Origin of the sequence: Anaerococcus sp. HMSC075B03 (assembly GCF_001815585.1) — a bacterium.
Lineage (GTDB): Bacteria > Bacillota > Clostridia > Tissierellales > Peptoniphilaceae > Anaerococcus > Anaerococcus vaginalis.
Genome location: NZ_KV821193.1, coordinates 1 through 14,652 on the forward strand (window position 1 = coordinate 1; position 14,652 = coordinate 14,652).

A 14,652-nucleotide genomic window follows, 5' to 3' on the forward strand; every position below is an offset into this window, starting at 1 on the left:
TTTTTTTCTATTGTCAAATATTTTTTTATTTATTTGCTTAATTTTTTAGATTTCTGCTATTGCTTCGATTTCTAATAATCCATTTTTTGGAAGTTTTCCAACTTCTACACAGCTTCTTGCTGGTTTGTGATCTCCAAAAAATTCTGCATAAGCTTCGTTTACTGCTGCAAAGTCGTTTACGTCATCTAAGAAAATATTTACTTTTACAATTTTTTCTACTGATGAGCCACCTGCTTCTACGATAGCTTTTACATTTTCTAATGATTGTCTTGTTGCTTTTTTAACGTCATCTGAAATTAATTCACCTGTTTCTGGAACTAATGGTAGTTGTCCTGATGAATATACAAATCCGTTTGATACTATTCCTTGTGAATATGCTCCTACTGCACCTGGTGCATTTTTTGTTTCAATTATTTTCATAATTTCCTCCTATTAAGTAAACGTTATTACATTATAAACATACTTTTTTTCTATTTTTATTCAACTGCAATAAAAAAAATCTCAAAATTTAATTTGAGATTAATTTATTTTGTATTGTTCTTTAATTATTTGTAAGTTCCTTGATAATTCGTCGCTAAGGTCGTCATAGCTTTCTAAATTTTCTATATCTTCTTTGGCTTTGTTGATATTATTTAGTGATAAATTTATTTGCAACCTATTGTAGATCATTCTTGGATCTTCTGGGTATTTTTTTAATCCTTGATTTATTATTTCTATTGCATCTATTGGTTTTTCTGTTGCGTATAAGCTTATTGAGTAATCGTTATAAAGCTCTCTAAATTCTCCGCCTTTTTCTAGGGAATTTTCAAAGGCTAGGATGGAATTTTCGTATTGTCCTATATTTTGATAGGCCACTCCTAAATAATAATAAGCGTCTGCTCTTTTTGTTTTTGATAGAAGTCTTGTTAGAATTTGTATTGCTTTGTCGAAGTTTCCTTTTCCTATATAATATAGTCCTTCTTCGATTTCGGCATTGTCAAAAATCATTTTGATTTTATCTCTTATTTCGTTTTGGGCTTCTATGTCTTTTGTTCTTTGTAGAGCATTTTCATAATAGGATCTTGCTTTTATATATTCTCCAAGATTTGCGTATATATTTCCTAATTCATAATATGAAAGTGGAAAATCTTCGTCTTGGCTTATTATATCTTGCAAAATTCTAAGGGATTCTTTTATAAATTCGTCCTTATATTCTGTATCTTCGTAGGCTTTTGGCCACAAAATTCTTGCATAATTATAGGCATTATATTTATCAAAAGGATTTATTATATAAGCTCCTCTCAATAAAAGCAAAGATTTTTCTGTTTTGTTTTCCAAATTTTTTAAGGCCTTTTGTGTTGCATGGGCTCCTATATTTTTTATATAATTTTCTATAATTTTAATATAGGCATCTTTGTATTTAAAATCCTTATCTATGGCAAGGTTCATTATTAATCCATCTAAAATAATATCTAGATTTATTTTATTTTCAAATTCTCCATTTATTACATTTTCTGATAAGTCTTCTGTGTAAAGAGCTAGTGGAGTTTTGTTTAATAAATCGTATGATGATTCTTTTTTTAGGTCAATATATCCAAGCTTATCTGTAAAATTCAAAAAATATTGGTCTATTTTCGCCATCTTACCCTCTCATAAATTTTCTTTGTCTGTAGGAATGATTTGATAATGTTTTGAATAAATGTCCTTTAAATAATAAAGATATTGTATCCCAAAGGGCAAGCAATATTACATATATAAATTCATTTGCAAATGCTGATGTGTTTACTACAATCTTATTTATCAAAAATGAATCTATCAAAATAAATATTAGGGCATAAATTCCCCAAACAAAAAAATTGTTTTTTACAAAATTAAATGAATCTATAAGTATACTAAATCCATAAACGCTATCTATATAGACAAGCTCTATTACAGCTGATGTGAATAATTTAAATACAATTTTAAGCAAATTAGAAATTGCAGGATCAAGTCCGCTCAATAAATTATCAAATATAAGCTCAATTATATAAATTGAAAACATTGCTGCCATTATTAAATAGAAAAAATTCGATATGGAATTTTCTATGGATTTTTTGCCTGTATTATTGTAAAGAACAATTGATCTTAAAGCTTGAGCAACAAAACACAAAATTAATATTTCTATAAAATAATTTATTAATGATGATAGGTATGAAGAGTTTAAAATTGATAAACCCTTCATGCCTTCAAATATCGACCTAACTACCAAAGATATGAAAAGAACATAGGATTTTTTTATTTTTTTTACACTTTCTGAAAATGCGTATTTAGAACATTCTAAAAAATCTATAATTCTTTCACTCATTACATTTGTTCCACTGTTTTTATTCCTAATATTCCTAAACCATTTTTAATTACTATTGATGTAGCTTTAGTTAGGGCAAGTCTTTCTTCTTTTAATTTTTCATCATCTACCAAGATTTGTGTAGAATTATAAAATTTATTGAATTTTTGAGCAATTTCCATTACTTTTCTTGCAACTACTGATGGTTCAAGTCTATTTTTAGCAAGTATTATTGCGTCTTGGAAACTTTCTAATGCTTTAATCAAGCTATATTCTTCATCTGTATTTAATTTTTCAAAATTCATTTGTCCAAATTCTTCTTTTCCAGCTTTTCTTAATACAGATTTTGCTCTTGCATAAGTGTAGTGAACGTATGGGCCTGTTTCTCCTTCGAAATTTAATAATTCATCCCAATCAAATACATAGTCTTTGATTCTTGAATTGTATAATTCTTGGAATTTAACTGCACCAATACCTACAATTTTTGCTGCCTCATCAAGATTTTCAATTTGGTTATCTCTATCTTTCATTATTGAATATGTTTTTTCGATTGTTTTATTTAAAACATCTTCTAAGAAAACAACGTGACCTTTTCTTGTTGAAAGAACTTGGTCTTTTAGTGAAACCATACCAAATTGTACGTGTAAAACTTCTTCGCTTACATCTTCGTGTCCCATTAAGTATAAAATTTTCTTTAATTGTTGGAAATGTAATTTTTGTTGGCTTCCTACAATATATATATTTTTATCTAGTCCATAGGTTCTATGTCTATAAAGTGCTGTAGCAACGTCTCTTGTAATATATGCTGATGAACCATTTGATTTAATTAACATTGATGGTGGCAAATTAAATTCGCTTAAGTCTACTATATAAGCTCCATCAGATTCTACTAAAAGATTTTTTTCTTTTAATTCTTCAAGGGCTGCTGGCATCCATTGTGAATGATAACTTTCTCCGTGATAGTTATCATATTTTATATCAAGCATTCCGTAAACTCTGTCAAATTCTCTCAAAGATAAGTCTTTAAACCATTGCCATAATCTCATAGCTTCTTCTTCGCCATCTTCAAGATTTTTAAATTCTTGTCTAGCTTTTTCTTGATATTCTTCGTTATCTTCTGCTTCTTTTGTATATCTTACATATAAATTTAAAAGTTCATTGATTGGGTCTTTGTCGATTGCTTCTTTGTCGCCCCAAAGTTTGTAAGCTGCAATCATTACACCAAATTGTGTACCATAATCTCCAATATAGTTTGAAGCTGTTACATTGTATCCAAGATATTCATAAATATTTCTAATAACATCTCCAATTACTGTTGATCTAATATGGCCAATGTGGAAAGGCTTAGCAATATTTACAGATGAGAACTCAACAAGCTCGTTGATTCCCTTACCCATATCACTTTTACCATAGTCATCTTCTTTTTCTATAACTTCATTAATTACATCGTTTGTTACTTTTTGTCTATCTAGATAAAAGTTTACATAAGCATTTTCATTTACAATTTTTTCAACGCCATCAATTTCTAAACTACTTGCAATTTCTTCTGCAATAAGTTTAGGATTTTTTCTCATAGTTTTTGCCAATGTAAAGCAAGGGAAGGCAAAATCTCCCATATTTTCTTGAGGTGGAATTTCAATTAAATCATAAATTTCTTTGTAACCCAACCCTAGTTCTTTTTCTTCTAATTTTTTAGCTATAATTTCTTTAAAATCTTTCATATTCCCTCCAAGTCCTATTTGAATTTTACAATTGTTACTCCGTATCCACCTTCTTTTTCATTTCCAGGTCTATAGGAGTCGATCATCTTATTATTTTTTAAATAATCATTTATACCATTTCTCAAAGCACCAGTTCCCTTGCCGTGGATTATTTTTGCTTGGTCAAGTCCTGAGAGCATAGCATCATCTAGGTATTTGTCAAAATTTCTCAAAGCCTCGTCATATCTTTGACCCCTCAAATCAAGAGTTGGAGAAATGTGCATGGCTTTTTTTGCCTTATAAATTCTGTTAGTATTTTCTTTAGTCTTATTATTTGACTTTATTTTGGTAACATTTTTAATATTGGAATCCATTTTCAAAATACCCATTTGTACTTTTATATTACCCTTTTCGTCGGGATTTTCAATTACTTGAGCCTTTTCATTTAATCCTTCAATTAAAACTACATCTCCAACTTTTAAATTTTGTGGAGCGTTTTTGCTTATTTTTTCTTTAAATACTTCTTCTTGCCTGTCAATTTTTGAATCTTTATATTTATTTCTAATATCATTTAAAGACCTATCAATATCAGAAGTATTTGCGTTTTTTGATTTTTTTGCAATTTTTAGCATATCTTGGCTTGCTTTATTTGCTTCTTCCAAAATTTTATTTGCCTTATCTTCTGCCTTTTCAATAATTTCTTTTTCTTGTTTTTTAATATTTTCAGACAAAGCCAAAAGATCATTTCTTGCTTTTTTGATTTTTTTCTTGTAATCTTCTATCTCTTGATTTTTTATTTCCATTTCTTTTTTATTTTGATCAAGCTGTTCAAGAATTGTATTGAAATTTTTATTATCATCTGAAAGAATTGATTTTGCATTTGCTAATATTTTTTTATCTAAGCCAAGTCTTTTTGAAATTTCAAAAGCATTTGATTTTCCTGGAGTTCCTATAATTAATTTGTAGGTTGGCGATAAGCTTTCAACATCAAACTCCACGCTTGCATTCATTACTCCTTCTTTTTCCAAAGCATAATATTTTAACTCAGAATAATGAGTTGTTGCAAAAGTCATTACATTTTTATTTTTCAAAAATTCCAAAATAGAAATTGCAAGGGCAGCTCCTTCTGTTGGATCTGTACCACTTCCAACTTCATCTAATAAAACCAAAGAATTTTCGCTGACATTTTCTGTGATTTTTACAATATTTGTAAGAGATGCCGAAAAAGTTGAAAGGCTCATTTCAATTGATTGGGTATCGCCAATATCCAAAAATATATCATCAAAAACATTTACCACACTATCTTCATCACATGGAATATAAAAACCTGCTTGAGCCATCAAAGAAACAAGGCCTACAGTTTTAAGTGATACAGTTTTTCCTCCTGTATTTGGTCCTGTGATTATTAAAGTTTTGTAACCATCCCCGATTTTTACATCTATCGGAACAACTTTTCCTTTTAACAGTGGATGACGGGCATTTTTTAAATTAATTATTTTTTTGTCGGTAAGTTTTGGCATGCTGTATTCGTGTGCCAAAAAATATTTTACCTTTGCTTGTAAAAAATCTATTCTTTGAATTAATTTTTGGTTTTCTAAAATTTCTTGGTCAAAGCCTTCAACAAATCTTGAAAGTCTATCTAAAATTCTTCTAATCTCGTCGCTTTCTTCTATTTGTAAATTTGAAAGGTCATTGTTTAATTCGACAATGGCATTTGGTTCTATAAAAAGTGTATTTCCTGATTGGGATCTATCGTGGATTATTCCATTTAAAACTGATTTTTTATTTGTTTTTACTGGAAGAACATATCTTCCGTCCCTAATTGAAACAACCTTATCTTGAAGAGATTCGTCAAATTTTGGAGATGAAATATAAAAGGATAATTTATTTTTAATTTCAGCTTCTTTTTTTCCCATTTTTTTCCTAATAGATCTTAAATTTGCTGAGGCATTATCTGCTATTTCATCTTCTGAAATAATTGACCTTTCGATTTCATCTTTTATAAAATCATTTGTTGAAATCCTATCAAACAAATCTTTTATGTAAGGATTTTCAATATTTTCCCCATATTCTTTCAAATAATTGCTAACCCTAAGTAGGTCTAAAACTTTTAGAAGCTCAAAGGGTTCTAGTATTCCTTTTTTCCTTACATATCCAATAATTTCTTTTAAGTCGAAAAGGCCAAAAATATCAATATTTCCGTTTTCTACAAGAACCTCTTCCATGGCTTTGGTTTTTTCAAGTTCATCTTTTATTTCTTTTAAATTATTTTTAGGTTTTATTTTTGAAATTTCTTTTTTAACAAGTTCACTTCTTGCATAAGTTTGGAGTTTTTCCAAAATTTTTCCAAACTCCAAAACTTCTAAGGTTTTTTCCTGCATTAAATAACACCCCTGTCATATCCAAGATTGTTAATCTTATTTTTTCTTATATTTTTTATATCTTTCTCATCTCTTACAAGATACAATAAAGATACTGATTTTTCAATTTTTTTAAGGTCAATGTTGGCACTTTCATTTGAATAAATTCTAGAAAGTCCATCCCTTCTTTTTATATCAAAAAGATTTCCGTCTTCATCTTTTATTTTAGAATCAGAAAATTTACAAGACTCACATCCCTTAAGTCCACATTTTTTTATGGCAGAAAACGGGCAATGGCGCATATTCATAAGTTCAATTGGACCGTATGCCAAAATTTCTGTAGGATAAATTCTTGAATTTTTATTTATATTTTCAAAAGAATTTTCAACTGAAGATGAAATCATTGAAGAAAAGTCATTGTAAAAATCAAAAGTATAGGAATTAAAAACATTTAAGTATCTTCCAATCCTGATTTCAAATCCATTTTTTAAAAGTTCATCTTTTAAAACAAAGTCTTTATAATTATTGAAAACTACTCCCTTAAAATTTTTCTCTTTTAAAAAAGAAATAAAATCAAGGTCATATTTTTTATCAGCATCCATAATATAGAAAATATTTAGCCCATCAAATTTTTTGTCGTATTTTCTCAAATAAATATTGTCAAAATCTTTTAATAAAGAAATATCTATGTCATTTGACAAAAGTTCTATGTTTTTTTCTCTTTTATAATTTTTCTTATCTTTTAATTTTCTTTTTTCAATTTTAACTGGTTTATTTTTGTAAATTGAAAGTCTTTTTTCATTTAAACTTTCTATTGCTTTTCTTCTCATTGAATTTATATCTTTTTTTCTCAAAAATATATTTGGGGCTATATTTATTTCGACTTCATTAGCCTTATAAATTGTATTTCCAAGTTTTGTAAGATTTTCTGAAATATCTTTTTTCGTTAAAGAAATATTTTTTCCTTCTTCAACCAAATTTTCTCCTTCATAAGAAATTTTTGTATCTTTATATTTGAGGGTAATTTTTGGCTTTTGTCCAATTTGCGCTTCAAATTTTATGTCCAAAGGCAAATTTTTGTAAGAATTTAGACCTTGGTCTAGATTCTCTTTTAAAATTTTTGATGATAGAAGATAAATTTTTAAACCTATTTTTGCATCTTTAAAGTCTTTTAATTCTAATTCTTGATTTTTTTTCAAATCCTCTATCAAAGTCAATGGAAGTTTTTTATTTTTTTCAGTTGTAACTTGAAGAATTGATTCTTTTATCAAATTTGAATTTGATTTGAAAAATCTCTTACCATTTTTTTCATAAACTTCGCCAATTTCTCTGTGTTTATTTTCGTTTTCAAGGGCAAGATAGGAAAATTTTTGTCCAAAAACAAATCCATTTGTGTATGACCTATTTGAAATATCTCTTAATTGGTCCTTATCATAAGAGTTTTTCTCTAATTTTTGCCTATAATTTTTTACAGTATTGTAGACATATTCATCAGTTTTCATTCGTCCTTCAATTTTTAATGAATCTACTCCAGCCTTTATCAAATCATCGGTAAAATCTATGGTTGATAAATCTTTCATTGAAAGATAGTAATCTTCTCCCAAAACTTTTCCATCATTTATAAGCTGATATTTTTTTCTACAAATTCCTGCACACCTACCCCTGTTTGCGGATCTTTTTCCAAGATATGATGACATCAAACATTCTCCTGAAAAAGATACACAAAGTGATCCATGAACAAAAACTTCTGTATCAATATCTAGTTTGCAAATTTTTTCTATCTCATCAATTTCAGTTTCCCTTGCAACGACCACTCTGTCAAAACCTAGTTTTTTTGCTGTAAGTGCCCCCTCATAATCTTTTATTGCCATTTGAGTTGAGGCGTGAAATTCTAATTTGTGCTTTGCATTTTCATTTATATCTTTAACCAAAGAATATAGACCAATATCTTGGATCAAAATCGCATCCGCCCCATATTCAAAAAGTTTTTCAATATAAAAAATAGCCTTATCAATTTCTTCATCTTTAATAAGAGTGTTTATAGTTATAAAAACTTTCTTATCAAATAAATGAACATAATCAATTACTTCCTCAACATTTTCAAGCGAGAAATTTTTGGCGTAGGCTCTTGCCCCAAAATCATCAAGTGCCAAATAAAAACTGTAAGCCCCTGCAGAAAGTCCAGCATAAAGCATGGACATTTTCCCAACAGGAGCTAATATTTCAACTTCTCTCATTATAAATCTCTTTTCAAATCTTCATTTTCTTTTTGTAAATCTAAATTTTCTTCTTGCAAAGAAATAAGATTTTCTCTAAGTTTTTGAAGATTTTCATCTTTGGATTTATTTATTTTATTTTTTTTGTCAATTTCATCATTTAACCTATTGATTGTAGAATTTAATTCATCAATTTTTTTCATAGATTCCATAAAATCTTTTTTGGATTTTTCAAAATCATCTTTTATAAGTTGATTTTCTTCTTCCAAATCTTCATAGGCTTCTTTTATTTTTGGATAATTTTCGATTGGCTCTTCGGCTTCTTTTCTTAAATTTTTGTGCTTAATCAAAAGTTTATACATTTCATCAGCAATATTTAAAGATGCCAAAACCAATTGGTTTTCACGAGTTAGCTTGTCGTTGTCGATTTCTCTTATTTTTTTGTCGACATAAGCTGCTATTTGTTCAATTTGATTTTCATCTTGATCACTTATCAAAGTGTAGTCCATGCCAGCAATATTAACAACAATTTTATTATCTGCCACTTTAACTCCTAACTACGCAAGTTTATATTTTCCTTACTTAAATCTTCTAAAAATTCTTTTTCAATTTTTTCTACTTCTTCATCTTTTAATGTAGCGTCATTTTTACCGTAGGAAACTTTGTAAGAAATTGATTTTTGTCCCTCATCAATTTGACTTCCAGTATAAATATCAAAAATTTCTATATTTCTTACCAAGCCATTTGCTCTTGAAATAATTATATCTTCAATCATTTGACTTTCTACATTCCTATCACAAGTAAATGAATAATCACGTAAAATTGATGGGAATTTTGAAAGAGCCTTGTATTTTACTTGGTCGATTTTTTTATCTTTAATCATAGAAAGATCAATTTCAAGGGCTAAGGCCGGATTTTTGATTTTAAATTCTTCCATAACTTCATAGGAAATTTGTCCCATAATACCAATTTTTTCTCCATCAAGATAAATATTTGCACATCTTCCTGGGTGGAAAGTTTTGATATTTTCTTCAGTTTCAAATCTAAATCCATAAAAACCAGTTTTCTTCATAGCTTTAATAAAGAAATCTTTCAAATCATAGAAAGAATAATCTCCATAAAGACCCATAGTCAAATATTGTTTTTCTTCTGGAAGGTCAGCTCCATCTTTAATAAAAGCAGTTCCAATTTCATAAAACCTCAAATCATTTTGTTTTTTGGAAATATTTTTATAAAAAGTATCAAGCATATTTGAAAGAAGGGTTGTTCTCATTACAGAATAATCTTCTCCCAAAGGATTAATTATTTTTATATAATCCCTTAATTTTGAATTTTCATCAACCAACAATTTATCATAATCTCTTGGAGAAATAAATGAATAGGTTGTAATTTCTGAGAATTTTTGTCCAAATAAATTATTTTTTAATTCATCTTTCAATAATCTCATAGGAGATTTTTCTCCTCTTTGTAATGATGAATAAAGTGGTTTTGACTCAACTTTTCCCATTCCATAAAGTCTTGCAACTTCTTCGATTAAATCTGCTTCAATTGAAATATCCATTCTGAAATTTGGAATTGTAGCCTCTATCGTGTCTTCATTTATATCTTCAATATCAAATTCCAAAGATTTTAAATAAGAAATTGCCTCATCTTTTGAAAAATCTTTTCCAATTAAAGAATTTAATCTAGCGATTCTAAGTTTTACTTTATTTTCTGGACTTTCTTTTATTCCCTCATCAAAATGATCTTCTAAAACTTCTCCAATTCCAAGATCAGTTATAAGTTTCATAACTCTTTTTGATGCGAATTCTGCATTTTCTACAGAAATTTCTTTTTCAAATCTTGAGGAAGCCTCGCTTCTTAAATTTAAAAATTTAGAAGATTTTCTAATATTATCAGAATCAAAATTAGCTGATTCAAGAAGAATAGTTTTTGTATTTTCTGTAATTTCACTATCCATTGATCCCATAATTCCTGCAAGACCAATTGCTTCTTTTCCATCAGAAATTACCAAAACTTCCTCATTTAATTTTCTTTCTTCTCCGTCAAGAGTTTTAATTATTTCTCCATCTTTTGCATCTCTTACAATTATTTTTCTATCATGTAAAGTTTCAAGATCATAAGCATGAAGAGGTTGACCTGTTTCAAGCATTACAAAATTTGTAATATCTACAACATTATTTACAGGTCTCATTCCAGCAAGCATCAAACAATTTTTAAGCCATTGAGGAGATTCGCCAACTTTTACATTTTTAATAATTCTTCCTGTAAATCTTTTACAATTTTTTGATTTGATTTCAATCCCATTAAAGCAATCTTCTTTTTTATCAGAAACTGTTGGGTATTCTAATGATGGATAAGTAATTTTTTTATCAAAAGATGCAGCAGATTCTCTTGCCATTCCAATAATTGAAAGACAATCAGGTCTATTTGGAGTAATTTCATATTCAATTACTGGAGTATTTGAAAATAAAACTTCAACAGCAGGAGTTCCTGGTTCAAATTTTCCAGATAAAACTATAACTCCATCTTTTGATTTTTTTTCAATAACTGAATCATCATAACCTATTTCTTTGTATGATGTAAGCATACCTTGGCTTACAATTCCAAAAAATTCATGGTCATCAATTTTTTGTCCGTTAATTTCTGATCCTGATTTAATTACTATAAGATAGTCGCCTTCTTTTGTATTTTTTGCAGAAGTTACTATAGTAATTTCTTCTCCAACATCAATTGTAAGAACAAATAATTTGTCGGCATTTGGATGTTTTTCTTGTTTTAAAACTTTTCCTACAACAAGGCCATCAAGTTTATCAGAAATAAAATTTACACTTTCAACGTGTGATCCTGTCTCTGATAATCTATCTGTAATTGTTTTTAAATCTTCGTCTAATTTTATATAATCATTTTGCCAAATTAAAGGTACTAACATAATCCCTCCTAGAATTGCTCAATAAATCTTTTGTCATTATCAAATAGTAATCTAATATCATCTAGTCCGTACTTAACCATGGCAATTCTATCAACTCCAAGACCAAAGGCAAAACCAGTATATTTTTCACTATCTATTCCACAATTTTCTAATACATTTGGATGAACCATTCCTCCACCCAAAAGTTCCATTGACCAACCAGTATTTGAACAAGCAGGACATCCCTTGCCACCACAAATTGGACAAGTTACGTCAACTTCTAAAGATGGTTCTGTAAATGGAAAATGATGAGGACGATAACGCATTTTCATTTCATCGCCAAACATTTCTTTTATAAAAGTTTCAAGAGTTGCTTTTAAATTTGCAAGTGATACATTTTCATCAACAACCAAACATTCCAATTGATGAAACATTGGAGAGTGAGTTGCATCTACTTCATCATTTCTAAAAACTCTTCCAGCTGAAACCATTTTTATTGGAAGTTTTCCTTCATTCATCACACGAATTTGCATACTTGATGTGTGAGGACGAAGAAGTGTATTTTCATTTATATAAAAAGTATCAGAAAGTGATCTTGATGGGTGATTTTTTGGAGAATTTAAATCATCAAAAACATTTTTCACCGTATCAATTTCTGGTCCTTCAACAACGTCAAAGCCCATATTTTGAAAAATTTCTTCAAGCTCTGCCATTGTTTGATTTATAACTGAAAAATGTCCGCTAGAATAAAGGTCGAAATTTGCAGTTACATCAATTTTTTCTTCTTTTATTTTTTTATCAAGAAGAATTTTTTTAATTTCTTCTTTTCTTTTTTCTAATTTTTCTTCAACTTCTTTTGATATTTCATTTATTAATTTACCAGCCATCGGCTTTTCTTCGTTAGGTAATTTTGAAATATTTTTCTTTAGTGAAGTTATTTCTCCTTTTTTTCCTAAATATTTAACTCTTAATTCTTCCAGATTTTTTAAACCATCTGTACTTTCAATAGCCTTTTTTGCATCTTTGACTAAGGCTTGTAATTGTTCTTTCATTTTTTCTCCTTTAATTTTTGGTACAAAAAAACTGCCCTGTAAAAGGACAGAATAATCTGCGGTACCACCTAATTTGATTGTAATAATCCACTCAATAATTATAACGCATTACCGTCTCAACTACTTAATTCGTATCAAAGCTAGGCGGGGAATTACTATACCGTTACAAGGTGGCCTCTCATCATCTACCACTTGCTTTGCTTGGATAGTATAGCTTTTATCCGCTTTGGCTAAAATTATTCATCAATATTGATGCAGCAATTGCCGCATTTAATGATTCGATTTTTCCATCCATTTTTATGGATACAAAATCATTTGATAAATCTTTTAAAGATTTACTGATTCCATTAGCCTCGTTTCCTATTGCTAATATTATTTTATCACAAGATTTGTAATAATCTACTGATTTTCCATTCATATCTGCCAAAACCAGTTTATAATTTTTATCTAACAAATCTTTTAAATCATTTATTTCGACTTCGATAAAATTTAACCTAAATATAGAACCCATACTTGCTCTAATTGTTTTTTCGTTGTATATATCTACACAAGAATTTAATAAAATTATATCCTTAAAAGAAAATGCCTCGGCACTTCTTATGATTGTGCCAAGATTTCCTGGATCTTGTATATGGTCTAAAAGTAAAATTTTATCAGAAGAAATTTCTTTTTGATTTTTTATTTTCAAACAAGCTGAAACCCCTTCAGGATTTTCAAGCAAAGATAGCTTATCAAATAATTTATTTGAAAAAACTATCTTTTTAAAATTAGTTTCATAATCTTTCATATCTTCATTTACAAAAACAAACTCGCATTCAAAGTCTTTTGGAATTTGCTCTACAATTTTTATTGATTCGACTACGAAAGAATTAAACTTTTTCCTGTATTTCTTCTTTTTTAGTTTATTTAAATACTTATATTTTTCGTTAGATTCTGATTTTATTATCATTAAGCTGCTTGGTTAGCTAATTCTACTAATTTTGTGAATTCTTCTGGATTTGATACAGCAATTTCTGCAAGCATTTTTCTGTTAATATATATATTTGCTTTTTTAAGATTTCCCATTAATTTAGAATAGCTTGTTCCATTTGCTCTTGCTGCTGCATTTATTCTTGCAATCCATAATTTTCTAAAATCTCTTTTTCTTCTTTTTCTTCCAATGAATGCATATTGTAAAGATTTCATTACTGCTTGGTTTGCAGTTTTGAAAAGTAATGATTTTGAACCGTAGTAACCTTCAGCTTGTTTAAGAACTTTTTTATGTCTTTTTTTAGCGTTTAATGCTCTTTTTACTCTTGCCATTGTTTCCTCCTATTAGATATTTAATAATCTTTTGATATTTTTTGTATCGCCTTTAGATGCCATTGTAGATTTTCTTAATCTTCTTTTTCTTGCTGGTGTTTTTTTAGCTGTAAGGTGTCCCTTATAAGCTTTGTGTCTTTTTATTTTTCCACTGCCTGTAACTTTAAATCTTTTTGCAGCTGCTCTTTTTGTTTTGATTTTGTTCTTAGCCATATTTGCCTCCTATTTTTCTTCTGTCTTTGGTGAAATGAATAGTACAAGTGATCTTCCTTCCATTGCTGGTTTCTTATCAACTTGTGCACAATCTCCAACAAATTCCATAAATTTATCTAATACATCATAGCCTAAGTTTTTATGACCCAATTCTCTACCTTTAAATCTCAATGAGACTTTTACCTTGTCTCCGTTGTTAAGAAATTTCTTTGTTTGATTAGCCTTGGTTGCTAGGTCATGATCTTCGATATTTAAGCTAAATCTTGTTTCTTTTGTTTGAGTTGTTTTTTGTTTTTTCTTATTTTCTTTAGCTTTTTTCTCTTGGTCGTATTTAAACTTCCCATAATCCATAATTCTTGCAACTGGTGGCTTAGCATTTGGTGACATTAATACTAGATCCAATTGTTTATCATAAGCCATATCCAAAGCTTCATCTTTTGATACAACTCCAATTTGTGATCCGTCTTCGTCTATAAGTCTAAGCTTATTGTCTCTAATTTCGTCATTAATTTTTAAATCTTTTATAATGTTACCTCCAAAATATTCAAATAAAAAAATGGGTACTCAAAGTACCCATATAAAATACAAAATATAAT

Annotated in this window: 13 protein-coding genes; all 13 read right to left on the reverse strand. The window is 28.5% G+C overall.

Going from position 1 to position 14,652, the window contains the following annotated elements:
* Nucleotides 1–45: 45 nt before the first annotated feature.
* Nucleotides 46–420 carry a RidA family protein gene (locus HMPREF3045_RS05435; protein WP_039920558.1) on the reverse strand — a complete coding sequence of 125 codons (375 nt, stop codon included), beginning with the start codon at nt 418–420 and terminating at the stop codon, nt 46–48.
* Between the two features lie 99 nt (nt 421–519).
* Nucleotides 520–1,620 carry a tetratricopeptide repeat protein gene (locus tag HMPREF3045_RS05440; protein WP_070737689.1) on the reverse strand — a complete coding sequence of 367 codons (1,101 nt, stop codon included), beginning with the start codon at nt 1,618–1,620 and terminating at the stop codon, nt 520–522.
* Nucleotide 1,621: 1 nt separating this feature from the next.
* The gene (locus HMPREF3045_RS05445; RefSeq protein ID WP_070737693.1) at nt 1,622–2,323 is read right to left on the reverse strand and encodes a hypothetical protein; all 702 of its coding nucleotides are present in this window, start codon (nt 2,321–2,323) and stop codon (nt 1,622–1,624) included.
* Nucleotides 2,323–4,023: an arginine--tRNA ligase gene (gene argS / locus HMPREF3045_RS05450; RefSeq protein WP_070604883.1), complete on the reverse strand. Its 1,701-nt coding sequence runs from the start codon at nt 4,021–4,023 to the stop codon at nt 2,323–2,325. The genes HMPREF3045_RS05445 and argS overlap by 1 nt, the downstream gene beginning before the upstream one ends.
* Before the next feature lie 14 nt (nt 4,024–4,037).
* Nucleotides 4,038–6,383: an endonuclease MutS2 gene (locus tag HMPREF3045_RS05455; protein ID WP_070737696.1), complete on the reverse strand. Its 2,346-nt coding sequence runs from the start codon at nt 6,381–6,383 to the stop codon at nt 4,038–4,040.
* Nucleotides 6,383–8,599: a peptidase U32 family protein gene (locus HMPREF3045_RS05460; protein ID WP_070737699.1), complete on the reverse strand. Its 2,217-nt coding sequence runs from the start codon at nt 8,597–8,599 to the stop codon at nt 6,383–6,385. Before HMPREF3045_RS05460 ends, HMPREF3045_RS05455 begins: the two co-directional genes overlap by 1 nt.
* Entirely contained in the window at nt 8,599–9,123 is a 525-nt protein-coding gene (gene zapA, locus HMPREF3045_RS05465) for a cell division protein ZapA (RefSeq protein ID WP_004839179.1), read from the reverse strand. Before zapA ends, HMPREF3045_RS05460 begins: the two co-directional genes overlap by 1 nt.
* An 8-nt stretch (nt 9,124–9,131) precedes the next feature.
* Nucleotides 9,132–11,510, reverse strand: a complete 2,379-nt coding sequence (pheT, locus tag HMPREF3045_RS05470) for a phenylalanine--tRNA ligase subunit beta (RefSeq protein WP_070737701.1) — start codon at nt 11,508–11,510, stop codon at nt 9,132–9,134.
* A gap of 8 nt (nt 11,511–11,518) precedes the next feature.
* The gene (gene pheS / locus HMPREF3045_RS05475; protein WP_070737704.1) at nt 11,519–12,541 is read right to left on the reverse strand and encodes a phenylalanine--tRNA ligase subunit alpha; all 1,023 of its coding nucleotides are present in this window, start codon (nt 12,539–12,541) and stop codon (nt 11,519–11,521) included.
* 217 nt (nt 12,542–12,758) lie between these two features.
* Nucleotides 12,759–13,490, reverse strand: coding sequence for a TrmH family RNA methyltransferase (locus HMPREF3045_RS05480; protein ID WP_070737707.1), 732 nt, complete (start codon nt 13,488–13,490; stop codon nt 12,759–12,761).
* Nucleotides 13,490–13,843 carry a 50S ribosomal protein L20 gene (rplT, locus tag HMPREF3045_RS05485; RefSeq protein ID WP_070737710.1) on the reverse strand — a complete coding sequence of 118 codons (354 nt, stop codon included), beginning with the start codon at nt 13,841–13,843 and terminating at the stop codon, nt 13,490–13,492. The genes HMPREF3045_RS05480 and rplT overlap by 1 nt, the downstream gene beginning before the upstream one ends.
* A gap of 12 nt (nt 13,844–13,855) precedes the next feature.
* On the reverse strand, nt 13,856–14,056 hold the full coding sequence (gene rpmI, locus HMPREF3045_RS05490; protein ID WP_004839184.1) for a 50S ribosomal protein L35: 201 nt from the start codon (nt 14,054–14,056) through the stop codon (nt 13,856–13,858).
* Between the two features lie 9 nt (nt 14,057–14,065).
* Nucleotides 14,066–14,614, reverse strand: coding sequence for a translation initiation factor IF-3 (infC, locus tag HMPREF3045_RS05495; RefSeq protein WP_070604860.1), 549 nt, complete (start codon nt 14,612–14,614; stop codon nt 14,066–14,068).
* Between the last annotated feature and the right edge of the window lie 38 nt (nt 14,615–14,652).